Below are 26574 nucleotides of genomic sequence, written 5' to 3' on the forward strand. Positions count from 1 at the left end.
GTCACCCGCCCCAAGACCATTAGCCTGGGTACCGGCGGGTCCGGCGCGACCCGCCCCAGTGCTATCAAGAGCCGTTTCCGAAGCAGTTTTCCGACGAGTACGAGGACGAGGACAGACGTGCCCACCGGCAAGGTCAAGTGGTTCAACAGTGAGAAGGGCTTCGGCTTTCTCTCCCGTGACGACGGCGGTGACGTCTTCGTCCATTCCTCGGTCCTGCCCGCCGGAGTGGACACGCTCAAGCCGGGACAGCGGGTGGAGTTCGGTGTGGTCGCCGGGCAGCGCGGCGACCAGGCCCTTTCCGTGACGCTCCTGGAACCGACCCCCTCCGTCGCGGCCGCGCAGCGCAAGAAGCCGGACGAGCTGGCCGGCATCGTGCAGGACCTGACGACCCTGCTGGAGAACACCCTGCCGACCCTGGAGAAGGGCCGCTACCCCGACAAGGCCGTCGGCAAGAAGATCGCCGGCCTGCTGCGCGCGGTCGCCGACCAGCTGGACGTCTGACCGGCCGCGCCCCCGCCCCCACGCCGGAGCCAGCCCCGGCCACCGGACGTACGCGCCGGTCGTCCGCGACCGGTCACCCGCGACCGTCACTCGCCGCGGCCGCCCACCCGCGGACCGGTCACCGGCAACCGGTCACTCGCCGGAGCCGCCCGCCGGCCGGGTGACCAGCCGGCGGGTGACCGGATCGCGGGGTGACCAGGGCGTCCCCACCGGCTACGGGAAGTCGAGCGCGTCCGGGCCGAGGGCCGGGACCAGTCCCTCGGCCGCCGCCCGGGTGAGCAGCCCGCGCACCGCCGCGTAGCCCTCCTCGCCGAGGCCGGCGGTGAACTCGTTGACGTACAGCCCGATGTGCTGGTCGGCGACGGCCGGGTCCATCTCCTGGGCGTGCTCCATGACGTAGGGGCGGGAGGCCTCGGGGTCGTCCCAGGCCATGCGCACGGACGCGCGGACCGACTCGGCGAGCCGGGTCAGCGCGTCCTCGCCCAGGGAGCGCCGGGCGATGATCGCGCCGAGCGGGATGGGCAGCCCGGTGGTGCGTTCCCAGTGCTCGCCCATGTCGGCGAGCTTGTGCAGCCCGTAGTTCTGATACGTGAAGCGCGCTTCGTGGATGACGAGTCCGGCGTCGACCTTCCCGTCCCGCACGGCCGGCATGATCTCGTGGAACGGCATGACCACGATCTCGCCCACCCCGCCGGGCACGGTGTCCGCCGCCCACAGCCGGAACAGCAGGTAGGCGGTCGACTTCTCGCTCGGCACCGCGACCGTACGGCCCGTCAGGTCGACGTCCGCGTCCCGGGTGAGCACGAGCGGTCCGCAGCCCCGCCCCAGCGCGCCGCCGCACGGCAGCAGCGCGTACTCGCCGAGGACGTACGGCAGCACCGCGTACGACACCTTCAGCACGTCGAACTCGCCGCGCTCGGCCATGCCGTTGGTGATGTCGATGTCCGCGAAGGTGACGTCGAACGCGGGCGCGCCCGGGACCCGGCCGTGGGCCAGGGCCTCGAAGACGAAGGTGTCGTTGGGGCAGGGGGAGTAGGCGATCCGCAGCCGCCTGCTGCTGTCAGGGCTCATGTGGGTTCCAACTCGAAAGGACGGGGGCGAGCTTCCCGAAACCGTCGGTCAGGGCCGCGAGGGCGTCGCCGACGCGCCAGGCGGCGCGGTCGCGCGGGCCCACGGCGTTGGAGACCGCGCGGATCTCCAGCACGGGCACGCCGTGCGCGGCGGCGGCCTCGGCGACCGCGAAGCCCTCCATGGCCTCGGCGAGGGCGCGCGGGTGACGGGCGCGCAGCGCGTCGGCCCGGGCGGCGGTGCCGGTCACGGTGGAGCCGGTGAGCACCGCGCCGGTGAGGGCGCCGGTGGCGGACGCGATCGCCCGTACGAGTGGTCCGGGCGGACGGTGGGTGACGGTGCCGAAGCCGAGTCCGGTCACCGGGACGAAGCCCTCGGCGGTCTCGGCGCCCAGGTCGGCCGCGGTGATCTCGTCCGCGACGACCAGCGAGCCGACGGGCGCGGCGGGCGCGAAGCCCCCGGCGATACCGGCGGAGACGACGAGGTCGTAGGGGGCGCCGGCGAGCGCGGCGGCGGTCAGCGCGGTGGCGGTGGACGCGGCGGCCAGGGCGGGGCCGACGCCGGCGGCGACCAGGTCGCAGCGGGGCGCCGTCCCGGCCGTGCGGCGCACGGTCAGCCCGGGCAGCGGCACCTCGGTGAACGGCTCCGGAAGCGCCCGCGCCACCGCGTCCCGTTCGGCGGGAACCGCGGTGGCGACGAGCACCCGTACGGAAGACGTGGTCAGGAGTCCTTCTTCAGCGTGAAGGACCACACACCCTTGGTCTCCTTCTCGCCCTCCTTGATGGCGACCTGCGTGGAGTTGCCGCTGGCGCCGTACTGGGCGTTGAAGAAGACGCTGCCGGGGATGGTGCGGTAGGTCTTGTTGCTGGAGTCCGTGAGCGGCTGACCGTTCATCAGGATGGTCCAGCCGGAGTCCGCGATCTCCGGGTCCACCCCGAAGCGGACGGTCTCGTCGGGGTCGACCTTGATGGACTTGCCGCCCTTGACGCACTTGATCAGGTCGGAGGTCTTCAGCGGCTCGCCGTCGTTGTAGCAGCTGGCCTCCGAGCTCACCGAGTCCTGGCCGACGGTGATCGTGGAGAGCGGGGTCGGCTTGTCGCAGGCCGACAGGACGAGCAGTCCGGCGGAAACGGCGCCGGCGGCGGCGACGGCGCGGCGGCGTCGCACAGCGGATCGCATCGAGGTCATGGCCGAAGGCTATCTGGCGGTCCCAGCCCTCCGCCCACGCGGGGTACGGCGTGCCGCCGGGGCACGGGGCACGGGGCACGGGGCCGCCCGGGCCGGGGCGGGGGAAGCCCGGGGAAGCCGGAGAGCCCAAGGCGCCGGGGGAGCCGGGGAGCCCAAGGCGCCGGGGGAGCCGAGGCCGGGGGAGCCGGGGCCGGGGGAGCCGGGGCCGGGGGAGCCGGGGCCGGGGGAGCGCGGAGGAGCCTGGCGAGCCCGGAGGAGCTTGGGGAGCCCGTGGGAGTCAGGCCACCCGGGGATGGGCCGTGGCGGTGCGGCGGGCGGAGGCGAGCAGGCCGCGCACCGTGGGCAGCCAGCCGGCCGCGACGATGGCGGCGCCCACCGACAGGCCCAGCACACCGTTGAGCGGCAGTACGATGCCGATCGCGCCGCCCAGCACCCAGGCCATCTGCAGCAGCGTCTCCGAGCGCGCGAACGCCGAGGTGCGCACCAGTTCCGGCACGTCCCGCTGGATCAGCGCGTCCAGCGACAGCTTGGCCAGCGCCTGCCCGAACCCCGCCACCGCGGCCAGACACGCCACCAGGAACGCGCCGAAGAAGACCGCGGCCGTGATCGCCGCGCCCAGCACGATCGCCACCACCGTGACGATGATGATCTCCGGCGCCCGGGACCTGAGCCACGCCCCGACCGCCGTGCCGAGCGCGTTGCCCGCGCCCGCCGCGACCCCCACGATGCCCAGCGACACCGCCGCGCTGGACCCGGTCAGCGGGTGCTCCCGCAGCAGGAAGGCGAGGAAGAAGATCAGGAAGCCGGACAGGCAGCGCAGGGAGGCGTTGGCGGCCAGGGCGTGCGTGACCGCCGTGCCCACCGTGCGCAGTCCGGGCCGCCTGGGCGGCTTGATGCGCGGCCCGTGCAGATGCTGCTCGTCGGCCGCCAGCAGCGCCCGGTCCTCACCCTTGGCCGAGTCGACCTTGGGCGGCAGGGAGAACGACAGGAACGTCCCCGCCGCGAAGATCACGAAGGCGCCGTACAGCGGCCAGCGCGCCCCGACGGCCTGCAGCCCCGCCCCGACAGGGGCCGCGATCCCGGTGGCCAGCAGCCCGCCGAGCGTCACCCGCGAGTTCGCCTTGACGAGTGAGAAGCGCGGTGGCAGCAGCCGGGGCACCACGGCGCTTCTGACCACCCCGTACGCCTTGGAGGCGACCAGCACGCCGAGCGCCGCCGGATACAGCTCCAGGCTGCCGCTGGCCACGGCCCCGGAGATGACCAGGGCGAGCAGCGCGCGGGCGAGCATGGCCCCGGCCATCGCCGCGCGCCGGCCGTGCGGCAGGCGGTCGAGGAGCGGGCCGATCACGGGCGCGAGCAGGGTGAAGGGCGCCATGGTGATGGCGAGGTAGAGCGCCACCCGGCCGCGGGCCTCGTCGGTGGGGACGGAGAAGAAGACGGTGGAGGCGAGCGCGACGGTGACCATCACGTCCCCGGCGCCGTTCACCGCGTGCAGCTCGATCAGCTTGCCGAGCCCCGACTCGCCGGCGCCGTGGGCGTGGGTGGCCCGGCGGATGCCCCGGGCGGTTCCCGTCACGGGGAGGCGCAGGGCACGGCCGACCGCACGGACGGACCCGCCGAACCGGCCCGAACCGCTGCTCCGGCTCCTCCCCTTCACCCCCTCGGACCCACCGAGCCCGGCGGTGCCCTGGGGCGTCCTCGCGGCTGCCACTCCGTCATAGTGCCCCGGATGAGCCCCAGGTAGCGCCATTACGGCACGGATGGGACCAAGGGAACATCCGGAGGCACCCTTTCAACCCACGCGCGCGGGGTGCGGGGGCGGAGCCCCGCGTGGGGTCCGGGGCGGAGCCCCGTGGCGGTGCGGTCTTGGCCCAGCGAGTCGGGCGGGCTGGATGGGGCAATGGGGGGTGCGGGGGGGCGCGGCCCCCGCCGGGGGTGCGGGGGCGGAGCCCCGCGTGGGGTCCGGGGCGGAGCCCCGTGGCGGTGCGGTCTTGGCCCAGCGAGCCGGGCGGGCTGGATGGGGCAATGGGGGGTGCGGGGGGCGCAGCCCCCGCCGGGGTGCGGGGCGGAGCCCCGTGGCGGTGCGGTCTTGGCCCACCGCGTCGGGCGGGCTGGATGGGGCAATGGGGGGTGCGGGGGCGCAGCCCCCCCGCCCGGGGTGCAGGGGCGGAGCCCCGGGGGACGGTGCCGCCTCACCCCACCGAGTCGGGCGGGCGGGTGGGCAAAGAGGCGGGAGGGGGGCACCCCCCTGCCGGGGACGGCGACCGCACCCGAAAACCCGCCGCGGAGCGGCGAAGCCCACCGCCGGTGTAGGCCGAGCGCCGGCGAGAAGGTAGCGTGCGTAGCGCGCCGTGGCGACCGCTCTCGGCCGCGCGCCTCACGTGCATACCGCAGAATGGATGACGTAGGTGCGCCCGAGCGCGATCGGGCGCGAACGTCGACGCGGTCCACAGGTCCGCTCCGTCCGCCCCGCCGCCTTCAGGCCGGCGCACCCGTACAGACGGCGTAGGAGAGAAGCGATACCTGTGAGCGCAGCGAGCACGCGAAGCCGCACCCCCGACCGCCTGTGCGCCGAGGCCGTCGACCTCGCCCGCGCCGCAGCCGAGGAGGCCGCCGCGCCGGGCGTCGTCGGTGAGCACACCGGCCTGGTGTCCGAGGGCGACCGCGTCGTCACCCACTTCTTCGAGTGCAAGGAGCTCGGGTACCGCGGCTGGCGCTGGGCCGTGACCGTGGCCCGCGCCTCCCGCGCCAAGATCGTCACCCTGGACGAGGCCGTCCTGCTGCCCGGCCCCGACGCGATCCTCGCGCCCGAGTGGGTGCCCTGGAGCGAGCGGCTGCGCCCGGGCGACATGGGCCCCGGCGACCTGCTGCCCACCGACGCCGAGGACCTCCGCCTCGAGCCGGGCTTCTCGGGCGAGGACGAGCCCCCGCCGAACTCCGCGGTCTCCGCGGACATGTCCGAGCTGGTGGAGGCCGAGGACGCCGAGGTGACGGCCGGCCCGCCGAAGAACCTCCCCACGGCGCCCTCGCGCGGCTCGATCGCGGCGGTCGCCGAGGAGCTCGGCATGCGCCGTGCCCGGGTGCTGTCCCGCTACGGCCTTCGTGCGGCCGCCGACCGCTGGGAGGAGGCGTTCGGCCCCAAGACGCCGATGGCCCAGGCCGCCCCGGCGCCCTGCGTGAGCTGCGGCTTCCTGGTGCCGATCGGCGGCTCGCTCGGGCAGGCGTTCGGGATCTGCGCCAACGAGTTCTCCCCGGCCGACGGTCACGTGGTCTCCCTGGCGTACGGCTGCGGCGGGCATTCCGAGGCCGCCGTCATGCCGAAGCCGCCGCAGCCGGCGGCGCCGGTGATCGACGAGACCCGGGTGGATCCCTTCCCGCTCCGTCCGGCGCGGGATTCGGGGTCGGTTCCCGTGTCCGACGACGGGACCGACGAGCTGGGGCACTCGTAGCCTCCCCGGAGCTCCGCCCCGGGACCCCGCCAGGGGGCTGCGCCCCCTGGCGCCCCCTGCACCCCCCTTTTTTGCCCACCCGCCCGACTCGGTGGGGTGAGGGGTCAACCGTCCCTGGGGCTCCGCCCCAGACCCCGGGTGGGGGCTGTGCCCCCCGCACCCCCCTCTGCCCCATCCGGCCCGCCCGGCTCGCTGGGCCAAGACCGCACCGCCACGGGGCTCCGCCCCGGACCCCGCGCGGGGCTCCGCCCCCGCACCCCCGGCGGGGGCTGCGCCCCCCGCACCCCTCTCTGTCCCATCCGACCCGCCCGACTCGGTGGGGCGAGGAGTTGCCGTCACGGGGCTCCGCCCCGGACCCCACGCGGGGCTGCGCCCCTGCACCCGAGTGGGGCTCGGCTCCAGAACCCGGCGGGGCTCCGCCCCTGCACCCCCCGCGGGGGCGCAGCCCCGCACCCCCGCAGGGCTGCGCCCCGGGCCCCCGGCGCCGGGGCGCAACGCACCCGCCGTGCCCGCCCGCCCGGCCCGCTCCCGCCCTCGCGGTACCTTCGACCTTCGGGGCACACGCCCATGAGGAGAGTGAACGTGAGCATGATCGTGCCGTCGCCGGCCGAGGGCGTCGACCCCTTCGGGACGGCGCGCCTGCGCCGGGGCGTGCTCAACGCCTGGGCGACCAGTCCCGCCCGGTTCCGTGAGGACGCCAACGCCGAGGAGGACCTGGTCCTCGGCGGTTACCGGGACCGGCTCGTGGTGGAGCTGGCGCAGAACGCCGCCGACGCCGCCGCCCGCGCGGGCGTGCCCGGCCGGCTGCGCCTGACCCTGCGCGACGGCGTCCTCGTCGCCGCCAACACCGGCGCCCCGCTGGACGCGGCCGGCGTGGAGTCCCTGTCCACGCTCCGCGCCTCCGCCAAACGCGAGACCACCGCCCCCGGCGTCGGCCCGGCCCCCGCCACCAGCAGCACCCACCCCCACCCCCACACCGCCCCGGCCCCCGCCCCGCACCCCGGCTCCGTCGGCCGGTTCGGGGTCGGATTCGCCGCCGTCCTCGCCGTCACCGACGAGCCGGCCGTCGTCGGCCGGCACGGAGGCGTGCGCTGGTCCCTGGCCGAGGCCCGCGGCCTCGCCGAGGAGACCGCCCGGCACAGCCCCGGACTCGGCGACGAGATCCGCCGCCGCGACGGGCACGTTCCGCTGCTGCGGCTGCCGTTCGCCGCCGAGGGCACCGCCCCCGACCCGTACGACACGGTCGTCATCCTGCCGTTGCGCGACGCGGCCGCCGCCGACCTCGCCGAACGGCTGCTGGACGCCGTCGACGACGCGCTGCTCCTCGCCCTGCCCGGCCTGGAGGAGGTCGTGATCGAGGCCGGCGACGCCGCCCCGCGCACCCTGCGCCGGCGCACCGAGGGCACGCTCACGGTGGTCGAGGACACCCGCGAGGGCACGACCCGCTGGCGTACCGCCTCCGCGCACGGACCGCTCACGCCCGACCTGCTCGCCGACCGGCCGGTGGAGGAGCGACTGCGCCCCCACTGGTCCGTCACCTGGGCGGTTCCCGTGGACGCCGACGGCGGCCCGGCCCGGCCGCGCACCAGCCCGGTGCTGCACGCGCCCACCCCGAGCGACGAGCCGCTGGGCGTCCCCGCCCTGCTCATCGCGTCGTTCCCGCTGGACACCACGCGCCGCCACACCGCCCCCGGCCCGCTCACCGACTTCCTGGTGCGGCGCGCGGCCGACGCCTACGCCGAACTCCTCGGCGACTGGCGGCCGGTGACCGAGGGGATCATCGACCTGGTGCCCGGACCGCTGGGCAAGGGCGAACTGGACGGCGCGCTGCGGCAGGAGATCCTCCAGCGGCTGCCGCGGACCTCCTTCCTGCCGCCCGCCGTCCGCCCGGGCGAGCACGACACCGACCTGCCCGAGTCGCTGCGGCCGCGCGACGCCGAGGTGGTGGAGGGCGCGGGCGCGGACACGGTGCGCGTCCTGGCCGAGGTGCTGCCCACCCTGCTGCCCGCCGGGCTGGAACGGCGGGCGGAACTGCGCACGCTGGGCGTGGCCCGTCTTCCGCTGACCGACGCCGTCGACCGGCTCGCCGGGCTGGAGAAGGAGCCGGAGTGGTGGCGGCGGCTGTACGACAGCCTCGCCGGCGTCGACCCGGACCGGCTCTCCGGGCTGCCGGTGCCGCTGGCCGACGGCCGTACGACCATCGGGCCCCGGCAGGTCCTGCTGCCCTCCCCGGGCGCCACCCCCGCCGATCCCGAGGTGCTGGCCCGGCTCGGTCTCAAGGTCGCCCACCCGGACGCCGCCCACCCGGTCCTGGAGAAGCTCGGCGCCCTGCCCGCCACCGCGCGCGCGGTGCTCACCACGCCGCAGGTGCGGGCCGCGGTCGCCGCCTCCCTCGACGAGGACGCCGGGGCGTGGGACCAGGACACCCCGGACGCCGAGGAGCTGGCCGACACCGTGCTCGCCCTGGTCCGGGACGCCGGCCTGGAGCCCGGCGACGAGCCGTGGCTCGGCGCGCTCGCCCTGCCCGACGAGGACGGCGAACTCGCCCCGGCCGCCGAACTGGTCTTCCCCGACGGCCCGTTCGCGAGCGTCATGCGCGAGGGCGAACTGCCCGCCGTCGACCGGGAACTGGCCGGCCGGTGGGGCGCGCAGCCGCTCGCCGCCTGCGGTGTGCTGGTGGACTTCGCCCTCGTACGGGCCACGGACGTCGTCCTGGACCCCGACGAACTCGAGCCGCGCGAGGGGGACTTCCCCGAGCCCGACGACCCCGGGCTGCTCGACGCGGTCGACGTGTGGTGCGAGGACGTCCTCGACCGCTTCCCGGACACCCCCGTGCCGCCGGTCGCCACCGAGATCGTCGCGGTGCGCGACCTCGACCTCGTCGACGACGACCAGTGGCCCCGCGCGCTCGCCCTGCTGGCCCGGCCGCCGCTGCGGGACGCGCTCACCCAGCCCGTGCGCGTCCTGCTGCCGGACGGCACCCACGAGGTCGTACGGCCGTACACCGCCTGGTGGCTGCGCGGGCACCCGGTGCTGGGCGGACGCCGCCCGGCCGGTCTGCGGGCCGCGGGCTCCGACCCGCTGCTGCGCGGCCTGTACGACGAGGCCGACGCCGGCGGTCTCGACGACGACCAGGTGCTGTGGGCGCTCGGCGTGCGCACGTCGGTGGCCGCCCTGCTGGACGAGCCGGGCGGCGCCGCCGAGCTGCTGGACCGCCTCGCCGACCCCGAGCGCCCGGTGACGGCCGCCCAACTGCACGCCCTGTACGGGGCGCTGGCCGAACTGGACCCGGAGCGGGTGACGCTGCCGGAGGAGCTGCGGGCCGTGGTCGACGGGCGGGTGGAGGTCGTGGACGCGGCCGACGCGGTGGTGTGCGACTCCCCGGACCTGCTGCCGTTCACCGCCGGTGTCCCGCTGCTGCCGGTGCGGCCGTCCCTGGCGGCGGAACTGGCCGAGCTGTTCCAGGTGCGGCGGCTGAGCGAGTCCGTCACCGGCTCGGTGGACTCCGAGGGCACCGAGCACGACGTACCCGAGCCGGTACGGCTGCTGCTGGGCCCGCGCACGCCCGCCACCTACGTCGAGCACGACGAGCTCGTCGTGGACGGCACCGCACTGGACTGGCGCCTGACCTCGGACGGCGTCCTGCACGCCGCGACGCTGGAGGGGGTGGCCGCCGGGCTGGCCTGGGCCGCCGGCCAGTGGCCGCGCCGCTTCGAGGTGGCCGCCCTGCTGGAGGACCCCTCCCGCACGGAGGAACTGGCCCGCGACCGCTGGTTCGACTGACCGGGCCCGCGTGCCGGGCGCACGCCGGTCAGTCCGCGCGCCGGTCAGTCCGCGCGCCGGGCAGCCAGCACGTCGCGCAGCCCACGTGCCGGTCAGTCCGCGCGCCGGGCAGCCAGCACGTCGGGCAGCCAGCACGTCGGGCAGCCCACGTGCCGGTCAGTCCGCGCGCCGGTCCAGGAGCCGGCGGAGACGGCGCGCGGTCCGGCGCGCGGACATCACGGTCCGCCTGGTCCACCCGTCCACCCGGTCCACGCGGTCCACCCGGTCCCTGCCGCCCGGTACGCGGCCCGGCGGTGGACCGGGCGGCAGGAACCGGGCGGCAGGGACCGGGCGGCGGCGGGCTCAGGCCGGGAAGCGGCGGCCGACCCACTTCCACAGGAACTCCAGGCAGACCGCCGCCACGACGGCCACGCCCACCGCCAGCCAGGGCATCGTCGTGCCGACCAGCTCGAGCGCGAAGAAGTCCTGCAGCGCGGGCACCATCAGCACGAGCAGGAACGCCCCGCCCATCGCGGCCACCAGCCCGATCCGCCACCAGGTGTAGGGGCGGGCGATGATCGCCAGGACCCATAGGGAGATCAGGAAGAGCGTCAGCGTGGCCGCGCTGGTCTCCGCGCCGAGCGCGCCGGGTCCGGTGTAGTGCGCGCGGGCCACCAGGTACGTCCCGAACGTGGCCGCGCCGGCCACCACCCCGCCGGGCACCGCGTAGCGCATGACCCGGCGCACGAAGTGCGGCCGGGCCCGTTCGGTGTTCGGGGCGAGGGCGAGGAAGAAGGCCGGCACGCCGATGGTGAGCGTGGACAGCAGGGTCAGATGCCTCGGCAGGAACGGGTAGTCCACCTGCGAGCACACCACCAGCACGGCCAGCAGCACCGAGTAGACCGTCTTCACGAGGAACAGGGTCGCGACCCGGGTGATGTTGCCGATCACCCGCCGCCCCTCCGCGACCACCGACGGCAGCGTGGCGAAGCTGTTGTTCAGCAGCACGATCTGCGCCACCGCCCGGGTGGCCTCCGAGCCCGATCCCATCGACACGCCGATGTCGGCGTCCTTCAGCGCCAGCACGTCGTTCACTCCGTCGCCGGTCATCGCGACCGTGTGCCCGCGCGACTGCAGCGCGCCCACCATGTCCCGCTTCTGCCGCGGCGTGACCCGCCCGAACACCGTGCCGTCCTCGAGCGCCTCGGCCATCCCGTCCCGGTCGGCGGGCAGCCTGCGGGCGTCGACGGCGGTCCCGTCGAGCCCGACCTTGGCGGCCACCGCCCCCACCGACACCGCGTTGTCGCCGGAGATCACCTTGGCGCGGACGTTCTGCCGGGCGAAGTAGCCGAGGGTGTCGGCCGCGTCGGGCCGCAGCCGCTGCTCCAGTACGACGAGGGCGGCGGGCCGGACGGTCCGCGCGACGTCCGGGGCGTCCAGGTCCCCCTCCGCGCGGGCCAGCAGCAGCACGCGCAGGCCCTGCTCGTTCAGCCGGGCGGTCTCGGCGAGGGCGGGGGCGCCCTCGGGGAGCAGCACGTCCGGGGCGCCCAGCAGCCAGGTGCTCGACTCCCCGTTGCCCTCGGTGAAGCTGGCGCCGCTGTACTTGCGGGCGGAGGAGAAGGGCAGCGACTCCACGCAGCGCCACTCGTCGCTGTCCGGGTAGGCGTCGATGATCGCCTGCAGGGAGGGGTTCGGGTGCGGGTCCGACTCGCCGAGCGCGCCGAGCGCCTTGCGCAGGTACGACTCGTCGTAACCGTCCAGGACGCGCAGCTCGGTGACGTTCATGCCGCCCTCGGTGAGGGTGCCGGTCTTGTCCAGGCAGACGGTGTCGACGCGGGCGAGGCCCTCGATCGCGGGCAGCTCCTGGACCAGGCACTGCTTGCGGCCGAGCCGGATCACACCGATGGCGAAGGCGACGGAGGTGAGCAGGACCAGGCCCTCGGGGACCATGGGCACGATGCCGCCGACCGTGCGGGCGATGGAGCCCTTGAGGTCGTCGTGCTTCACCACGAGCTGGCTGACGATCAGGCCGATCGCGGTCGGGACCATCATCCAGGTCACGTACTTGAGGATGGTGGAGATGCCCGTGCGCAGTTCGGAGTGGACGAGGGTGAAGCGGGAGGCCTCCTCGGCGAGCTGGGCGGCGTAGGCCTCGCGGCCCACCTTGGTGGCCTGGAAGGCGCCGCTGCCGGCGACGACGAAGCTGCCGGACATCACGGGGTCGCCGGGGTGCTTGACGACGGGGTCGGCCTCGCCGGTGAGCAGGGACTCGTCGATCTCCAGGCCGTCGGCCTCGACGCAGGTGCCGTCGACGACGACCTTGTCGCCGGGGCCGATCTCGATGAGGTCGTCCAGGACGATCTGCGAGGTGGCGATCTCGGCGGCGATGCCGTCGCGGCGGACGGTGGGGCGGGCCTCGCCGATCACGGCGAGGGAGTCGAGGGTCTTCTTCGCCCGCCACTCCTGGACGATGCCGATGCCGGTGTTGGCGAGGATCACGAAGCCGAAGAGGCTGTCCTGGATGGGCGCGACGACGAGCATGATCAGCCAGAGGACGCCGATGATCGCGTTGAAGCGGGTGAAGACGTTCGCGCGGACGATCTCGGTGAGGGAGCGGCTGCTGCGGACCGGTACGTCGTTGACCTCGCCGCGGGCGACGCGGTCGGCGACCTCGGCGTGGGTCAGGCCGCCTGCCCGGGTGGACGGCCTGGCCTGCCCGGCCGGGGCGGGGACCGGGTGGACGGGGTCCAGTTCGGCGCCGGCGTCGGTGTGGGTCATGCAATCGACGGTACGTGGAGGGTGGGGGGTTCGCCTGTGGCGTTCGGGCCCCGTTTGCTTTGCCCACCCGCCCGCCCGTCTCGGTGGGGTGAGGGGTCCCGTCCCCGGGGCTCCGCCCCGGGACCCCGGCGGGGGACTGCGCCCCCCGCACCCCCCTTTGCCCCATCCGGCCCGCCCGACGCGGTGGGGTGAGGAGTGGCCGCCACGGGGCTTCGCCCCGGACCCCATGCGGGGCTGCGCCCCCGCACCCCGGGCGGGGGGCTGCGCCCCCGCACCCCCCCTTGCCCCATCCGGCCCGCCCGACGCGGTGGGCCAAGACGGCACCGCCGCAGGGCTGCGCCCCGCGCTCTACTCCGCCGAAGTCGGCTCGCCCGTGCGCGGCGTTTCCTTCTCCTGCGCCGAGCGCTTGATCGCCGCGTCGCGTCTGCGGACGTACCAGATGCCGATGAGGCCGAGGCCCGCGCCTGCCAGGCAGGTCCACAGCCACCAGGTGTGGCCGTGGTCGGCGTACCAGGAGTAGAAGGGGAGCTGGGCCAGGAAGAGGACGAACCAGACGATCGTGCCGCCGGTGATGGTGGCGACCACGGGGCCCTCCAGGGGCTCCGGCGCCTCGTGCTTGGGGGTCCACTTCGCCATGGAGCTCAGCTTACGGCCCCGGGATCGGGAGGTTCGGGCCGCCGTCCCTCCGGTGCCCGCCCGGGGACCCACCCGAGGTGGACGCGAAATCTACGCGCGGAGATGGCCTTTTCCGCTTTATATGTTCATACTGAAACGGTCTGCGCCTGGCTGCTTCTGTTCGTAGGAAACTCCAAAGGAGACCTGAGGGCAGGAGGAACAGGGCCGGCGCTCGACCCCTCACCCCCGCATCCGCACCCTTGAAGGTCCCCGTATGTCCACCTCGGCCACCGCCAAGGCCCCCGCCCCCGAGCAGCCGGGTACGCCGCCCGCGTACGGCGCCCTCGACCGCTACTTCCGGATCTCCGAGCGCGGCAGCACCCTGCCTCGCGAGATCCGCGGCGGTTTCGCCACCTTCTTCGCGATGGCCTACATCATCGTGCTGAACCCGATCATCCTCGGCAGCGCGAAGGACATGTACGGTCACCAGCTCGACAACGGCCAGCTCGTCACCGCCACCGCCGTGACCGCCGCCTTCACCACGCTGCTCATGGGTGTCGTGGGCAACGTGCCGATCGCGCTCGCCGCGGGACTCGGGGTCAACACCGTCGTCGCCCTGCAGCTCGCGCCCCGCATGTCCTGGCCGGACGCGATGGGCATGGTCGTGCTCGCCGGGTTCGTCGTGATGCTGCTGGTCGCCACCGGACTGCGCGAGCGGGTCATGAACGCCGTGCCGCTCGGCCTGCGCAAGGGCATCGCCATCGGCATCGGCCTGTTCATCATGCTGATCGGCCTGGTGGACTCCGGCTTCGTCTCGCGCATCCCGGACGCCGCCCACACCACCGTCCCGCTCCAGCTGGGCGCGGACGGCCACCTCAACGGCTGGCCCGTCCTGGTCTTCGTGCTGGGCACGCTGCTCACCCTCGCCCTGATCGTCCGCAAGGTGCCCGGGGCGATCCTGATCTCGATCGTGGCGATGACCGTGCTGGCCGTCGTGATCAACGCCGTCGCGCACGTGCCCTCCTGGGGCCTGACCACCCCGAAGTGGCCGGGCAACCCCGTCTCCACGCCGGACTTCGGGCTCATCGGGCAGGTCAGCCTGTTCGGCGGATTCTCCAAGGTCGGTGTGCTGACCGGGATCCTGTTCGTCTTCACCGTCCTGCTGTCCTGCTTCTTCGACGCCATGGGCACGATCATGGGCATCAGCGACGAGGCCAAGCTGACCGACGCCCAGGGGCAGATGCCCGGCATCAACAAGGTCCTGTTCGTCGACGGCATCGCCGTCGCCGCCGGCGGCGCCAGCTCCTCCTCGGCCACCACCTGCTTCGTGGAGTCCACGGCGGGCGTCGGCGAGGGCGCCAGGACCGGCTTCGCCAACGTGATCACCGGCGCGCTGTTCGCCGTGGCCCTCTTCCTCACGCCCGTCGCCACCATGGTCCCCTCGCAGGCGGCCACCCCGGCCCTGATCGCGGTGGGCTTCCTGATCCTGGCCGGCCAGGTCAAGGAGATCGACTGGGCGGACTACACGATCGCCGTACCGGCCTTCGTGACGATGGTGATGATGCCGTTCACCTACTCGATCACCAACGGCATCGGCATGGGCTTCATCACCTTCGCGGTGCTGCGACTGGCGGCCGGGCGCGGCCGTGAGGTCCCCGCGGCGATGTACGTGGTGGCCGCCGTCTTCGCCTTCTACTACCTGATGCCGGCCCTCGGTCTGACCTGAGCCGGAACTGAGCCCCGCCGTACGCGCCGCGCGCACCGCGCACGGGCGGCGCACGCGGCGGGGCTCACGTGACCCCGTAGAACCTCTCCGTCTCCTCGACGGCGGCCTGGAACCGCTCGTCGAAGTCATCGCGAATGAGCGTCCGGACGACATAGTCCTGGACGCTCATTCCTCTTTTGGCGGCGCGGTGCCTGAGCCGTTCGAGCAGCTCGTGGTCCACACGCAGGCTGAGCACGCTGGTCCCCATGGAGTCGAGGGTCGCGGCATGCCCGCTCGGGACACGTCACGTTCCGCGTCGACATCACTCGAACGAGTGACGTCTGGCATGAAGGGTGCCGCAGTGGCCAGGGTCACGGGCATCCGGGCGTGTCTCCGGTAGTCCTTAGCTAGAGTAATGAGTTACGCTAAAGAACATGCCGGACCTCACCCATGGCGACGACGCGGCCGCCGTGAACTCGCTGCGCTCCGCACTGATGCGGCTGTCCCGTCGGCTCAAGCACCAGCGGGTCGACGAGTCGCTCAGCCCGACTGAGATGTCGGTACTGGGCACCCTGTCCCGCTGCGGCAGTGCCACGCCGGGCGAGCTCGCCCGCAAGGAGCACGTCCAGCCGCCCTCGATGACCCGCATCGTCGCGCTGCTCGAGGCCAAGGGGCTGGTCCGCCTGGAACCCCACCCCGAGGACCGGCGCCAGAAGGTCGTCACCAGGACCGAGCTGGCCGAGTCCATGCTCGAGGAGAGCCGCCGCAAGCGGAACGCCTTCCTGGCCCATCTGATCGAGGGTCTCGACGAGGACGAGTGGGCGAAACTGCGCGCCGCGGCCCCCGTGCTGGAGAAGCTCGCGCACCTGTAAGCACGTACCGCATTCGCTAGGAGGCGAACACTTTTGAGTTCGGGACCCGGAGCAGCTTCCGCCCCCGCACCGACCACCCACGACTCTCCTGCCACTCACGACTCCGCTACCACCCACGACTCGCCGACCACCCCCGACACCCCCCGCAAGACCAGGACCTCGATGTTCAGCTCGCTGAGGATCCGCAACTACCGCCTGTTCTTCCTCGGCCAGGTCGTCTCCAACACCGGCACCTGGATGCAGCGCATCGCCCAGGACTGGCTGGTGCTCAGCCTCACCGGCTCCTCCGCCGCGGTCGGCATCACCACCGCCCTGCAGTTCCTGCCGATGCTGCTGTTCGGCCTGTACGGCGGCGTCCTCGTCGACCGTCTGCCCAAGCGCCCCGCCCTGCTGGTCACCCAGTCGGCGATGGCCCTCACCGGTCTGGCGCTGGCCGCGCTCACCCTGACCGGACACGTCCAGGTCTGGCACGTCTACGTCGCCGCCTTCGCCGTCGGTCTCGCCACGGTCGTCGACAACCCGGCCCGCCAGTCCTTCGTCTCGGAGATGGTCGGCCCCCGGCAGCTGCAGAACGCGGTCAGCCTGAACTCCGCCAACTTCCAGTCCGCCCGGCTGATCGGCCCCGCCGTCGCCGGCGTCATGATCACCGGAGTCGGCACCGGCTGGGCCTTCCTCGCCAACGGCCTGTCCTTCGTCGCGCCCATCACCGGCCTGCTGCTGATGCGCGCCCGCGAGCTGCACACCGTCGAGCGCGCCCCGCGCGGCAAGGGACAGCTGCGCGAGGGCCTGCGCTACGTCGCCGGCCGGCCCGACCTGATCTGGCCGATCGTCCTGGTCGGCTTCATCGGCACCTTCGGATTCAACTTCCCGGTGTGGCTGTCGGCCTACGCCGACGACGTCTTCCACTCCGGCGCCGGCGCGTACAGCCTGTTCAACACCATGATGGCGGTCGGCTCCCTGATCGGGGCGCTGCTCGCGGCCCGCCGCGGCACCGCCCGGCTGCGCGTGCTGATCGCGGCGGCGGTCGCCTTCGGCACGCTGGAGCTCGTCTCCTCGCTGGCCCCGTCGTACTGGGTGTTCGCGCTGCTGATGACGCCGATCGGCATCTTCGGCATGACGGTCAACGTGACCGCGAACACCGCGGTGCAGATGTCCACCGACCCCGCCATGCGCGGACGGGTGATGGCCCTGTTCATGATGGTCTTCATGGGCGGTACGCCGCTGGGCGCGCCGCTGGTCGGCTGGGTGACCGACGCCTACGGCGCCCGCGCCGGCTTCGCGCTCGGCGGCGCCGTCTCGGTCGCCGCGGCCGCCGCCGTCGGCCTGGTCCTGACCCGGGTGGGCGGGCTGCGCGTCTCGGTGGTCTGGCACCGGGGGCACCCGCAGGTCCGCTTCGTCCCGCGCGAGCACCGTGAGCGGCTCGCCGCGGCGGCCTGACACCGGGCCGGAGCCGGATACCGGGACCGGAGCCGGATACCGGGACCGGAGCCGGATACCGGGACCGGAGCCGGATACCGGGACCGGAACCGGACACCGGGACCGAGCCGGATACCGGGGCCGGGGCCTGCCACGGGAGCCGGACACCGGGCGGCCTGACACCGGGCGGCCTGACGTCGTCGCCGTACACCTGGGCCGGACACTGCCCGCCCCGCGCCGGGCCCGACGCACGCCGGGGCCGACGCACGCCGGGCCCGTGCGCGCCCGGCCGGGACGGGGACACTGACCCCATGAGACTCTTCGCCGCCGTGCTGCCCCCCGAGGACGCCGTCCGTGAGCTCGACCGCGAGGTCGGGGAGCTGAGGAGGCTGCCGGGCGCGGACGGGCTGCGCTGGACCGGGCGGCCCGGCTGGCACTTCACGCTCGCCTTCTACGGCGAGGTGGACGAGGAACTGCTGCCGGAGCTGCGCACCCGGCTGGAGCGGGCGGCGGCCCGCACCCCGAGTTTCCCGCTCGCCCTGCGCGGCGGCGGGCAGTTCGGGCGCGGCAGAGCGCTGTGGACCGGCGCGGAGGGGGACCTGCGGACGCTGCGGCTGCTGGCCGAGCGCGCGGAGGCGGCGGCGCGGAAGGCCGGCGTGGAGATGGGGGAGCACCGCCGCTACAAGGCCCACCTGACGGTCGCCCGCAGCCGCGAGGCGGTGGACGTACGGCCGCACGTCCAGGCGCTCGCCGCCTTCACCGGCCGTCCCTGGACGGTGGAGGAGCTGGTCCTCGTCCGCAGCCGGCTGCCGAGGTCCGGGGTGCCCGGCGAGCAGCCCCGCTACGACCCGGTCGCCCGCTGGGCACTGGGCGGCGCCGGTTAGTCTCGGACACGTGGACCCGAAGACCCGGAACCGGATCATGGCCGGTGCGCTTGTGCTGATGTTCGTCGTCGTCGCCCTGGCGGCCGTGCTCGGCCGGTGACGCCGCGCCCGGCGCCGCGCGCCGTCCGGCACCGGCGCCGGGACGGTGACCGGCACCCGGCGCCGGGGCGGTGAGCGGCGGACTCACCAGGCGAAGGCCTCCGGGGACGGTCCGGGACCCGGGAAGATCTCGTCGAGCCCGGCCAGCAGTTCCCCGCTCAGCTCCAGCTCCACCGCCCGCAGCGCGGACGCCAGCTGCCCGGCGGTGCGCGGGCCGACGATCGGTCCGGTCACCCCGGGCCGGGTGAGCAGCCAGGCCAGCGCCGTCTCACCGGGCTCCAGCCCGTGCTTGTCGAGCAGGTCCTCGTACGCCTGGATCCGGCCGCGCAGGGCGGGGTCCTGGAGGGCGTCGGCGGCCCGGCCGCTCGCCCGCCGACCGCCCTCGGCCTGCTTCCTGATGACACCGCCGAGCAGCCCGCCGTGCAGCGGCGACCAGGGGATCACGCCGAGCCCGTACTCCCGCGCGGCCGGGACGACCTCCATCTCGGCGCGGCGCTCGACGAGGTTGTAGAGGCACTGCTCGCTGACCAGGCCCATCGTGCCGCAACGCCGGGCGGCGGCCTCATTGGCCTGGGCGATCTTGTAGCCGGGGAAGTTGGAGGAGCCGACGTAGAGGATCTTGCCCTGCTGGACCAGGACGTCGATGGCCTGCCAGATCTCCTCGAAGGGGGTGCTGCGGTCGACGTGGTGGAACTGGTAGACGTCGATGTGGTCCGTCCGCAGCCGCTTGAGGCTGGCGTCGACGGCGCGCCGGATGTTCAGCGCGGACAGCTTGTCGTGGTTGGGCCAGACGGCGGAGTTGTCCGGGGCCATGTTCCCGTACACCTTGGTGGCGAGGACGACCTTGTCGCGCCGGTCGCCGCCCTTGGCGAACCAGTTGCCGATGATGCTCTCGGTGCGGCCCTTGTTCTCGCCCCAGCCGTACACATTGGCCGTGTCGAAGAAGTTGATGCCCGCGTCCAGCGCCGCGTCCATGATCGCGTGGCTGTCCGGCTCGTCGGTCTGCGGCCCGAAGTTCATCGTGCCGAGGACCAGCCTGCTGACCTTGAGACCTGTGCGTCCGAGCTGCGTGTACTCCATGGAGTCCAAGCCAACGTGCTGGAGTGCGCTCGAGGCAAGGGGGACCGGCGGCTCCCGGGCGGGGTCAGTCGCGGGGGAACTCGTCCGTACGGAGCACGAGGCCGAGGGGGGTGGTGGTCGTATCGACGTCCGCTCCGAAGGAGATCAGCAGTTCGCTGATGTAGTCGCCGTCCTTCGGCTGCGTGTAGAGGTGGCACTTGCCCTGGTAGGGGTCGGCGACGAGATAGACGGGGACCTCGGCGGTCGCGTAGGCGGTCTTCTTGGGGCCGTAGTCGTTCAGCGCGGTGCCCTTGGAGATCACCTCGGCGACGAACTCGACGTCGACGCAACGCCAAAGGCCCCTGTCGTCCTTTTCGGCTCCTTCGGCCACCAGCGTCAAGTCGGAGGCGAAGCCGTTCAGGTGCCCCGGGTAGTCGACGCGGACGTCGGATTTCAGTCGCTTGCGCGGGTATTTCGCGCGCAGCTGCTCGTAGATGTCCGCGATGATCTCCCAGTGGGTGTCCCGCTGTGGCGACATGAAGACGTCCCCCTCGACGATCTCGACCTTGTATCCCTCGGGGGTGCTTCGCTCAAGCGACTCGAACAGCTCGTCCAGGGTCAGCTCGTCGCTCTCCTCGGCCATGTTGATCCTGTCGTCAAGGACGGTCATCGTGGCGCTCCTCCCCGGCCGTCCCGCGTAGGGGTGCGACCGTGCGGTACAACGATACGCACGGTGACCGGGTCACGGGGCGGAACGCACGGGCCGCGTCCGGCGGCTGCGCAGGCCGCGTACGGGCGCACGGGCTCAGCCCGCGTACTCCGCGCCCCACCCCCACGCCTGGTGCATGGCGTCCGCGAAGGCCGCCGCGATGCGGTGCTCGCCGCTCGCGTTCGGGTGGGTGCCGTCGTAGGTGTCCGTGTCGATGTCGTAGCCGCGCGGCGGCGAGGCGAGCAGCAGCGGGGAGCGGGGCTCGTCCAGGTCGGCCACCGCCTTGGCGAGCAGTTCGTTGAAGCGGGTGACCTGGGCGGCGAACGGCGGGTCGGACCGGGCCCGTATGTTGGGGATCACCGGGAGCAGGACCGCGCGCACGCGCGGCCGGGCCGCACGGGCCGCCGCGACGAAGGCGTGCACGTTCCGCGCCGTCTGCTCGGCGTTGGTGTAGAAGCCCAGGTCGATCAGGCCCAGGGAGACCAGCAGCACGTCCGCCCGGTGCTCCCGGACCGCGTCGCCGATCAGCGGGGCCATGTGCAGCCAGCCCTCGCCCCAGCCGGCCAGGTGGGCGCGCGGGAAGCCCGGATCGGCGTACTCGTACGAGGTGGGCGCGTCCGTCGCCTTGTCGTACAGCGTCTCGCGCGGGCCCACCAGGGCGAACGGGCCGCCATAGGTGTCGCGCAGGTGCTGCCACAGCCGGTACCGCCAGGTGTGTTCCCCCGCGCTGCCGATCGTCATGGAGTCACCGACGGGCATGAACCTGAGCATCCGCTCATGATGGACGATCGGCGCGCCGGGTGCGATGTGAGGCCCGCCACCCCGGGTGGACTGCCGCGCGGGATGGCAGGCTTGAGGGATGCGCCGACCCTTCGCCGTACTCGCGGGTGCCCTGCTCGTGGCCGCCCTCGCCGTGCCCGCCGCCGCCGACGACGGTGACGGCGGGTTCACCGTCAAGGACCCGAGGATCAAGGAGTCGAGCGGACTGGCCGCCTCCCGCCTGCACCCGGGGATCTACTGGACCCACAACGACAGCGACGACGGCCCGTACATCTACGCCGTGGACGGCCGGACCGGCGAGACCGTCGCCACCGTCACGCTCAGCGGCGTGGGCAGGCCGCGCGACGTCGAGGCCATCTCCATCGGCCCCGGCAACCGGATCTACGTCGGCGACATCGGCGACAACCTCGGCGGCTCCTGGCCCTACGTCTGGATCTACGAGCTGCCCGAGCCGAAGGTGCTGAAGGACCAGACGGTCCGGGCCACGCAGTACGTCGTGAAGTACGAGGGCGGTGGCCGGGACGCGGAGTCGCTGGCCGTGCACCCGAAGACGGGGCGCGTGTACATCATCGACAAGAAGGAGGACGGCGGTCACCTCTTCGAGGGCCCGGCCCGGCTGTCACCCAAGGGGACCAACGTCTTCCGGCCGATCGCCCCCGTCGACCTGTGGGCCACGGACGCCGCGTTCTCGCCCGACGGCCGGCGGCTCGCCGTGCGCGGCTACTTCGGCGGGATCTCCTACGACTGGAACGGCGGCGACATCGAACGCCTCGGCCGGCTGAACGTCCCCCTCCAGGGCCAGGGCGAGTCGGTCACCTACAGCGCCGACGGAAGCAAGCTGCTCTTCGGCAGCGAGGGCACGCGCAGCCCGGTGCAGGCGGTGCCCGCGCCCGGCGGCTCCGGCGGCGGCTCGGGCACCTCGCCGTCGGGCGGCGGTGGCTCCCGGGCCTCGGGCGAGACGGGGAGCGGGGGCGGTGGCCTGCCCGGCGGGCTGACGACGGGCGCGGGCGCGGTCGGCGTCGTGGTGGCGGCGGTCGCGCTGTTCGGGCTGGGGCGGGTGCTGCGCCGCGGCCGCAGGTCCTGACCGCGGCGCGGGCGGGCCGGCCGGGTGGCCGTCGGGCAGGCAGGCCGGGCGGGCGGTCGTGGGTATGAGGACGGGGTGGCGGGGAGCCGTGCGAGGGCTCCCCGCCACCCCGTCGTTCACCGGTCCGGCGTCCCGGGCCGGAGCGGGTCCGGGGGCGCCGTGCGGTCCGGGGCGTGCCGGGTCGTGCCGGGCCGTGCCGGGACGCGTCGGGTTACAGCTTGTCGATGACGTAGTCGACGCACTTCGTCAGCGCCTCGACGTCCGCCGGGTCGATGGCCGGGAACATCGCGATCCGCAGCTGGTTGCGGCCGAGCTTGCGGTAGGGCTCGGTGTCGACGATGCCGTTGGCGCGCAGCACCTTGGCGACGGCGGCGGCGTCCACCTCGTCGGAGAAGTCGATCGTGCCGATCACCTGGGAGCGCTTGGCCGGGTCGGTGACGAACGGGGTCGCGAACTTCACGTCCTCGGCCCAGCCGTACAGCGTGCGCGCGGAGGCGGCGGTGCGGCGGACCGCCCAGTCCAGGCCGCCCTGGCCGTTGATCCACTCCAGCTGCTCGTTGAGCAGGAACAGCGTCGCGAGGGCCGGGGTGTTGTACGTCTGGTTCTTGCGGGAGTTGTCGATCGCGGTGGGCAGCGAGAAGAACTCCGGGACGTGCCGGCCGCTCGCGTGGATCCGCTCGGCGCGCTCGATCGCGGCCGGCGAGAAGACGCCGATCCACAGGCCGCCGTCGGAGGCGAAGGACTTCTGCGGGGCGAAGTAGTACACGTCGGTCTCGGCGACGTCGACCGGCAGGCCGCCGGCGCCGGAGGTGGCGTCGACCAGGACCAGGGCGCCCTCGTCGGCGCCGGCCACGCGCCGGATGGGCATGGCGACACCGGTGGAGGTCTCGTTGTGGGTGAAGGCGTAGACGTCGACGCCTTCCCGGGCGGCCGGCTCCGGATGCGTCCCGGGGTCGGCGGAGATGACGTCGGGCTCGGCCAGCCACGGGGCGAGCTTGGCGGCCTTGGCGAACTTCGAGCTGAACTCGCCGAAGGTGAGGTGCTGCGACCTGTTCTCGATCAGGCCGTGCGTCGCGATGTCCCAGAAGGCGGTGGAGCCGCCGTTGCCGAGGACGACCTCGTAGCCGTCGGGCAGCTGGAACAGCTCGCGGATGCCCTCGCGCACCCTGCCGACCAGGTTCTTGACCGGGGCCTGGCGGTGGGACGTGCCGAGCAGGGACGTGCCCGTGGCGGCGAGGGCGTCCAGCGCCTCCGTCCGCACCTTGGAGGGACCCGCGCCGAAACGGCCGTCCGCGGGCTTGATGTCGTCGGGAATCTGGATCTCAGCCACGAGCCGGAGGGTATCTCTTCGGTGAAACCGGACGGAAACGTGTCCCGTCCGATGAGACGAGTTCCGCCGGCCGGCGCACCTGTGCGGAGCTACGAGGCCCCCGTCACTGTCAGTGGCCGGATGCATCCTGGACCCATGACCGATCTCTCGGAGCACGCGATGGGGCGGGCGGACGGCCTGGAGGCGGAGCTGCGCCGCGCCGTCCCCGGCGGCGACGTGGCCTTCGACGCCGCCTCCCGGGCGTTGGTCACCATGGACGCCTCAAACTACCGGCGGGTCCCGCTGGGCGTGGTCGCCCCGCGGGACGCCGACGACGTGGCGGCCGTACTTCAGGTGTGCCGGGCGCGCGGGGTGCCGGTGGTGGCGCGCGGCGGCGGCACCTCGATCGCCGGGCAGGCGACCGGCACGGGAGTGGTGCTGGACTTCACCCGGCACATGAACCGGGTCCTCTCCCTCGACCCGGACGGCCGCACGGCCGTGGTCCAGCCCGGTGTCGTCCTGGACCGGCTGCAGCGGGCCGCCGCGCCGCACGGCCTGCGGTTCGGGCCCGACCCGTCCACGCACAGCCGGTGCACGCTCGGCGGGATGATCGGCAACAACTCCTGCGGCGCGCACTCGGTGGCCTGGGGGACCACCGCGGACGGTGTGCGGGAGCTGTCGGTGGTGACCGCGCGCGGCGAGCGGCTGCGGCTCGGCGCCGGATGGGCCGGGGCGCCCCGGGGGCTGCGGGAGCTGGCCGAGGGGGAGCTCGCGCTGCTGCGCACGGGCTTTCCCGAGCTGCCCCGCCGTATCTCCGGGTACGCGCTGGACGCCCTGCTGCCCGAGAAGGGCGCCGACGTGGCGCGGTCCTTCTGCGGCTCGGAGGGCACCCTGGGCGTGCTCACCGAGGCGGTGCTGCGGCTGGTGGAGGCGCCACCCGCGCGGGCCCTGGCGGTGCTGGGGTACGCCGAGGAGGGCGCCGCCGCCGAGGCCGCGGCGGGCCTGCTGCCCCTCGGGCCGCTGACGGTGGAGGGGATGGCCCGGGACCTGGTGCCGTCCGCGGCCGGGCTGCCGCGCGGGGACGCCTGGCTGTTCGTGGAGACCGGCGGGGAGTCCGCGGCCGAGGCACGCGCGCGTGCGGAGGCGGTGGTGCGCGCGGCGGACGTGGTGGACGCGCTGGTCGTCACCGACCCGGCGGCGCAGCGCGCGCTGTGGCGGGTCCGGGAGGACGCCAGCGGTACGGCGACGCGGATGCCGGACGGCACCGAGGCCTGGCCCGGCTGGGAGGACTGCGCGGTGCCGCCGGCCCGGCTGGGCGCGTATCTGCGGGAGTTCCGGGCGCTGCTGGCCGGCCACGGGCTGCGCGGCACGCCCTACGGGCACTTCGGGGACGGCTGCATCCACGTGCGGATCGACTTCGACCTGCTGACGGACGCGGGCATCGGGCGCTTCCGGCGGTTCTCGCGGGATCTCGCCGACCTGGTGGTGGCGCACGGCGGTTCGCTGTCCGGGGAGCACGGGGACGGGCAGGCCCGCGCGGAGCTGCTGCCGAGGATGTACGGCGCGCCGATGGTGGGCCTGTTCGAGCGGGTCAAGGCCGTCTGGGACCCGGATGACCTGCTGAACCCGGGGATGCTGGTCCGTCCGGCCCCGCTCGACGCCAACCTGCGCTTTTCCGTGCTGCCGCGCGAGCCGGTGGACGTGGCCTTCGGCTACCCGGCCGACGGCGGGGACTTCGCGGCGGCGGTGCGCCGGTGCGTGGGGGTGGCCAAGTGCCGTACGGCCCACGCCCCGGGGGCGTCCGTGATGTGCCCGTCCTTCCGTGTGACGGGCGAGGAGAGGCACTCCACGCGCGGGCGGGCCCGGCTGCTGCACGAGATGCTCGCGGGCGAGGTGGTGACGGACGGCTGGCGGTCGGCGGAGGTGCGCGACGCGCTCGATCTGTGCCTGTCGTGCAAGGGCTGCCGGTCGGACTGCCCGGTCGGGGTCGACATGGCCACGTACAAGGCGGAGTTCCTGCACCACCACTACGCCGGGCGGCGCCGCCCCGTGGCCCACTACACGCTGGGCCGGCTGCCGCTGTGGCTGCGGTGGGTGGCCCGGACCCGCACGGCGCGCCCGCTGAACGCGCTCGCCGCCGTCGGCCCCCTGGCCGCGGTGGCGAAACGGCTGGCCGGGATCACACCCGAACGGGGGATCCCGCGACTGGCGGCCGAGCCGTTCACCCGGTGGTGGCGCGGGCGGCGGCCACCGGCTTCCGGCGGGACGGGCGAGCCGGCTGAGGGCGGAACGGGTGAGCGGCCCGGCGGGGCGGGTGAGCAGCCCGGCGGGACGGGCGCGCTGGTCGTGCTGTGGCCCGACACCTTCACCGAGCACCTCTCGCCCGCCGTGGGGCGGGCCGCCGTACGCGTGCTGGAGGCGGCCGGGCTGCGCGTGGCCCTGCCCCCCACCCTGCGGCTGCGCCGGCCCCCGGTGGGCGACGGCCGCACCCGGCTGGTGAACCCCGTGTCCGTGCTGCGCGGCCGCGGCCAGGTGTGCTGCGGCCTGACGTACGTCTCCACCGGCCAGCTCGACCGCGCCCGCGCGGTGCTGCGGCGCACCCTGGCCCTGATGGAACCGGTCCTCGCGACCTCCGCCCCGGTCGTCGTCCTGGAGCCGAGCTGCGCCGCCGCCCTGCGCGCCGACCTGCCGGAGCTGCTGCCCGACGACCCGCGCGCCCGGCGGCTGGCCGGCCGGGTGCTCACCTTCGCCGAGACCCTGCGCCGCCACGCCCCCGGCTGGGCGCCGCCCCGCCTGGACCGCCCCGTCACCGGGCAGACCCACTGCCACCAGCACGCCGTCCTCGGGGACACGGACGACCGCGGGCTGCGCGCGGCGGCCGGGCTGACCGGTGAACTGGCCGGCGGCTGCTGCGGCCTGGCCGGCGACTTCGGGTTCGCGAAGGGCCACTGGGAGGTGTCCACGGCCTGCGCCGGGGAGCAGCTGCTGCCCGCCGTGCGCGCGGCGCCGCGGGACGCGGTGATCCTGGCGGACGGCTACTCCTGCCGCACCCAGCTGGAGCAGCTGGCCGGGGTGCGGGGACGCCACCTGGCCGAGGCGCTGGCCGAGGCGCTGGAGGGGACGCCGGGGCAGACGCGGGGGGAGACGCCGGGGGAGACGCCGGGGGAGACGCCGGGGCGGAGAGGCACGGGCGGCTGAGGTACCGGTCCACCGGGCCGGGGACAGTTGCTTAAGGGGTTCACGCGCCTGACATGGGTCCACTACCCTGGACGCAGCAGTGCATCGCGATGAACGAT

Annotated in this window: 20 protein-coding genes; 9 read left to right on the forward strand and 11 right to left on the reverse strand. The window is 74.3% G+C overall.

The features are described from left to right. The first annotated feature begins 117 nt into the window (after positions 1 to 117). Complete coding sequence (locus ACI2LW_RS10330) at positions 118 to 501, forward strand: cold-shock protein (protein WP_404730749.1); 384 nt, start codon at positions 118 to 120, stop codon at positions 499 to 501. A gap of 213 nt (positions 502 to 714) precedes the next feature. On the opposite strand, the gene ACI2LW_RS10335 is transcribed toward ACI2LW_RS10330, so the two are convergent. The 4 genes from ACI2LW_RS10335 to ACI2LW_RS10350 all read right to left on the reverse strand — a co-directional run bounded on the left by ACI2LW_RS10335 (position 715) and on the right by ACI2LW_RS10350 (position 4468). Further along, positions 715 to 1572, reverse strand: a complete 858-nt coding sequence (locus ACI2LW_RS10335) for a 1,4-dihydroxy-6-naphthoate synthase (protein ID WP_404730750.1) — start codon at positions 1570 to 1572, stop codon at positions 715 to 717. Then, entirely contained in the window at positions 1562 to 2320 is a 759-nt protein-coding gene (locus tag ACI2LW_RS10340; protein WP_404730751.1) for a futalosine hydrolase, read from the reverse strand. The genes ACI2LW_RS10335 and ACI2LW_RS10340 overlap by 11 nt, the downstream gene beginning before the upstream one ends. Then, positions 2290 to 2748 carry a DUF2771 domain-containing protein gene (locus tag ACI2LW_RS10345; RefSeq protein ID WP_404730814.1) on the reverse strand — a complete coding sequence of 153 codons (459 nt, stop codon included), beginning with the start codon at positions 2746 to 2748 and terminating at the stop codon, positions 2290 to 2292. The genes ACI2LW_RS10340 and ACI2LW_RS10345 overlap by 31 nt, the downstream gene beginning before the upstream one ends. A gap of 286 nt (positions 2749 to 3034) precedes the next feature. Then, entirely contained in the window at positions 3035 to 4468 is a 1434-nt protein-coding gene (locus tag ACI2LW_RS10350; RefSeq protein ID WP_404730752.1) for an MFS transporter, read from the reverse strand. An 814-nt stretch (positions 4469 to 5282) separates the two neighbouring features. Between ACI2LW_RS10350 and ACI2LW_RS10355 the strand changes: the two genes are divergently transcribed. Continuing rightward, positions 5283 to 6206, forward strand: coding sequence for a DUF3027 domain-containing protein (locus ACI2LW_RS10355; protein WP_404730753.1), 924 nt, complete (start codon positions 5283 to 5285; stop codon positions 6204 to 6206). Positions 6207 to 6773: 567 nt separating this feature from the next. Beyond that, on the forward strand, positions 6774 to 9989 hold the full coding sequence (locus tag ACI2LW_RS10360; RefSeq protein WP_404730754.1) for a molecular chaperone Hsp90: 3216 nt from the start codon (positions 6774 to 6776) through the stop codon (positions 9987 to 9989). Positions 9990 to 10331: 342 nt separating this feature from the next. Here ACI2LW_RS10360 and ACI2LW_RS10365 read toward each other — a convergent pair whose 3' ends face one another. Next, positions 10332 to 12746, reverse strand: a complete 2415-nt coding sequence (locus ACI2LW_RS10365; RefSeq protein WP_404730755.1) for an HAD-IC family P-type ATPase — start codon at positions 12744 to 12746, stop codon at positions 10332 to 10334. A gap of 348 nt (positions 12747 to 13094) precedes the next feature. Next, positions 13095 to 13382 carry a DUF2530 domain-containing protein gene (locus ACI2LW_RS10370; protein WP_404730756.1) on the reverse strand — a complete coding sequence of 96 codons (288 nt, stop codon included), beginning with the start codon at positions 13380 to 13382 and terminating at the stop codon, positions 13095 to 13097. A gap of 253 nt (positions 13383 to 13635) precedes the next feature. Between ACI2LW_RS10370 and ACI2LW_RS10375 the strand changes: the two genes are divergently transcribed. Then, positions 13636 to 15087, forward strand: coding sequence for an NCS2 family permease (locus ACI2LW_RS10375; protein WP_404730757.1), 1452 nt, complete (start codon positions 13636 to 13638; stop codon positions 15085 to 15087). 64 nt (positions 15088 to 15151) lie between these two features. On the opposite strand, the gene ACI2LW_RS10380 is transcribed toward ACI2LW_RS10375, so the two are convergent. Continuing rightward, complete coding sequence (locus tag ACI2LW_RS10380; RefSeq protein WP_404730758.1) at positions 15152 to 15334, reverse strand: ribbon-helix-helix protein, CopG family; 183 nt, start codon at positions 15332 to 15334, stop codon at positions 15152 to 15154. 166 nt (positions 15335 to 15500) lie between these two features. Between ACI2LW_RS10380 and ACI2LW_RS10385 the strand changes: the two genes are divergently transcribed. The 3 genes from ACI2LW_RS10385 (at position 15501) to thpR (ending at position 18238) form a co-directional block, all read left to right on the forward strand. Beyond that, positions 15501 to 15938, forward strand: coding sequence for a MarR family winged helix-turn-helix transcriptional regulator (locus tag ACI2LW_RS10385; protein WP_404730759.1), 438 nt, complete (start codon positions 15501 to 15503; stop codon positions 15936 to 15938). A 33-nt stretch (positions 15939 to 15971) separates the two neighbouring features. Continuing rightward, complete coding sequence (locus ACI2LW_RS10390) at positions 15972 to 17375, forward strand: MFS transporter (protein ID WP_404730760.1); 1404 nt, start codon at positions 15972 to 15974, stop codon at positions 17373 to 17375. A gap of 290 nt (positions 17376 to 17665) precedes the next feature. Next, positions 17666 to 18238 carry an RNA 2',3'-cyclic phosphodiesterase gene (gene thpR / locus ACI2LW_RS10395; protein WP_404730761.1) on the forward strand — a complete coding sequence of 191 codons (573 nt, stop codon included), beginning with the start codon at positions 17666 to 17668 and terminating at the stop codon, positions 18236 to 18238. Between the two features lie 183 nt (positions 18239 to 18421). Here the strand turns inward: thpR and ACI2LW_RS10400 are convergent, their stop codons facing one another. The 3 genes from ACI2LW_RS10400 to ACI2LW_RS10410 all read right to left on the reverse strand — a co-directional run bounded on the left by ACI2LW_RS10400 (position 18422) and on the right by ACI2LW_RS10410 (position 20876). After that, complete coding sequence (locus ACI2LW_RS10400) at positions 18422 to 19417, reverse strand: aldo/keto reductase (protein WP_404730762.1); 996 nt, start codon at positions 19415 to 19417, stop codon at positions 18422 to 18424. A 64-nt stretch (positions 19418 to 19481) separates the two neighbouring features. Continuing rightward, complete coding sequence (locus tag ACI2LW_RS10405; protein WP_404730763.1) at positions 19482 to 20066, reverse strand: Uma2 family endonuclease; 585 nt, start codon at positions 20064 to 20066, stop codon at positions 19482 to 19484. A 135-nt stretch (positions 20067 to 20201) separates the two neighbouring features. Beyond that, positions 20202 to 20876, reverse strand: a complete 675-nt coding sequence (locus tag ACI2LW_RS10410) for a GDSL-type esterase/lipase family protein (protein ID WP_404730764.1) — start codon at positions 20874 to 20876, stop codon at positions 20202 to 20204. An 88-nt stretch (positions 20877 to 20964) separates the two neighbouring features. On the opposite strand from ACI2LW_RS10410, the gene ACI2LW_RS10415 reads away from it, so the two are divergent. Beyond that, the gene (locus ACI2LW_RS10415; protein ID WP_404730765.1) at positions 20965 to 21969 is read left to right on the forward strand and encodes a WD40 repeat domain-containing protein; all 1005 of its coding nucleotides are present in this window, start codon (positions 20965 to 20967) and stop codon (positions 21967 to 21969) included. 211 nt (positions 21970 to 22180) lie between these two features. On the opposite strand, the gene serC is transcribed toward ACI2LW_RS10415, so the two are convergent. After that, the gene (gene serC / locus ACI2LW_RS10420) at positions 22181 to 23299 is read right to left on the reverse strand and encodes a phosphoserine transaminase (RefSeq protein ID WP_404730766.1); all 1119 of its coding nucleotides are present in this window, start codon (positions 23297 to 23299) and stop codon (positions 22181 to 22183) included. A 159-nt stretch (positions 23300 to 23458) separates the two neighbouring features. On the opposite strand from serC, the gene ACI2LW_RS10425 reads away from it, so the two are divergent. Continuing rightward, the gene (locus tag ACI2LW_RS10425; RefSeq protein ID WP_404730815.1) at positions 23459 to 26476 is read left to right on the forward strand and encodes an FAD-binding and (Fe-S)-binding domain-containing protein; all 3018 of its coding nucleotides are present in this window, start codon (positions 23459 to 23461) and stop codon (positions 26474 to 26476) included. The last annotated feature ends 98 nt before the right edge of the window (positions 26477 to 26574 follow it).

The organism is Streptomyces sp. NPDC004065, from assembly GCF_044903565.1.
GTDB lineage: Bacteria > Actinomycetota > Actinomycetes > Streptomycetales > Streptomycetaceae > Streptomyces.

Bases quoted from the DNA above. Each gene is read 5' to 3' on its own strand.
- ACI2LW_RS10335 (WP_404730750.1), bottom strand. From the start codon at position 1,572: ATGAGCCCTGACAGCAGCAGGCGGCTGCGGATCGCCTACTCCCCCTGC.
- ACI2LW_RS10380 (WP_404730758.1), bottom strand. From the start codon at position 15,334: ATGGGGACCAGCGTGCTCAGCCTGCGTGTGGACCACGAGCTGCTCGAA.
- ACI2LW_RS10345 (WP_404730814.1), bottom strand. From the start codon at position 2,748: ATGCGATCCGCTGTGCGACGCCGCCGCGCCGTCGCCGCCGCCGGCGCC.
- ACI2LW_RS10425 (WP_404730815.1), top strand. From the start codon at position 23,459: ATGGGGCGGGCGGACGGCCTGGAGGCGGAGCTGCGCCGCGCCGTCCCC.
- ACI2LW_RS10375 (WP_404730757.1), top strand. From the start codon at position 13,636: ATGTCCACCTCGGCCACCGCCAAGGCCCCCGCCCCCGAGCAGCCGGGT.
- ACI2LW_RS10370 (WP_404730756.1), bottom strand. From the start codon at position 13,382: ATGGCGAAGTGGACCCCCAAGCACGAGGCGCCGGAGCCCCTGGAGGGC.
- ACI2LW_RS10410 (WP_404730764.1), bottom strand. From the start codon at position 20,876: ATGCTCAGGTTCATGCCCGTCGGTGACTCCATGACGATCGGCAGCGCG.
- thpR (WP_404730761.1), top strand. From the start codon at position 17,666: ATGAGACTCTTCGCCGCCGTGCTGCCCCCCGAGGACGCCGTCCGTGAG.
- ACI2LW_RS10360 (WP_404730754.1), top strand. From the start codon at position 6,774: ATGAGGAGAGTGAACGTGAGCATGATCGTGCCGTCGCCGGCCGAGGGC.
- ACI2LW_RS10385 (WP_404730759.1), top strand. From the start codon at position 15,501: ATGCCGGACCTCACCCATGGCGACGACGCGGCCGCCGTGAACTCGCTG.
- ACI2LW_RS10405 (WP_404730763.1), bottom strand. From the start codon at position 20,066: ATGACCGTCCTTGACGACAGGATCAACATGGCCGAGGAGAGCGACGAG.
- ACI2LW_RS10365 (WP_404730755.1), bottom strand. From the start codon at position 12,746: ATGACCCACACCGACGCCGGCGCCGAACTGGACCCCGTCCACCCGGTC.
- ACI2LW_RS10400 (WP_404730762.1), bottom strand. From the start codon at position 19,417: ATGGAGTACACGCAGCTCGGACGCACAGGTCTCAAGGTCAGCAGGCTG.
- ACI2LW_RS10415 (WP_404730765.1), top strand. From the start codon at position 20,965: ATGCGCCGACCCTTCGCCGTACTCGCGGGTGCCCTGCTCGTGGCCGCC.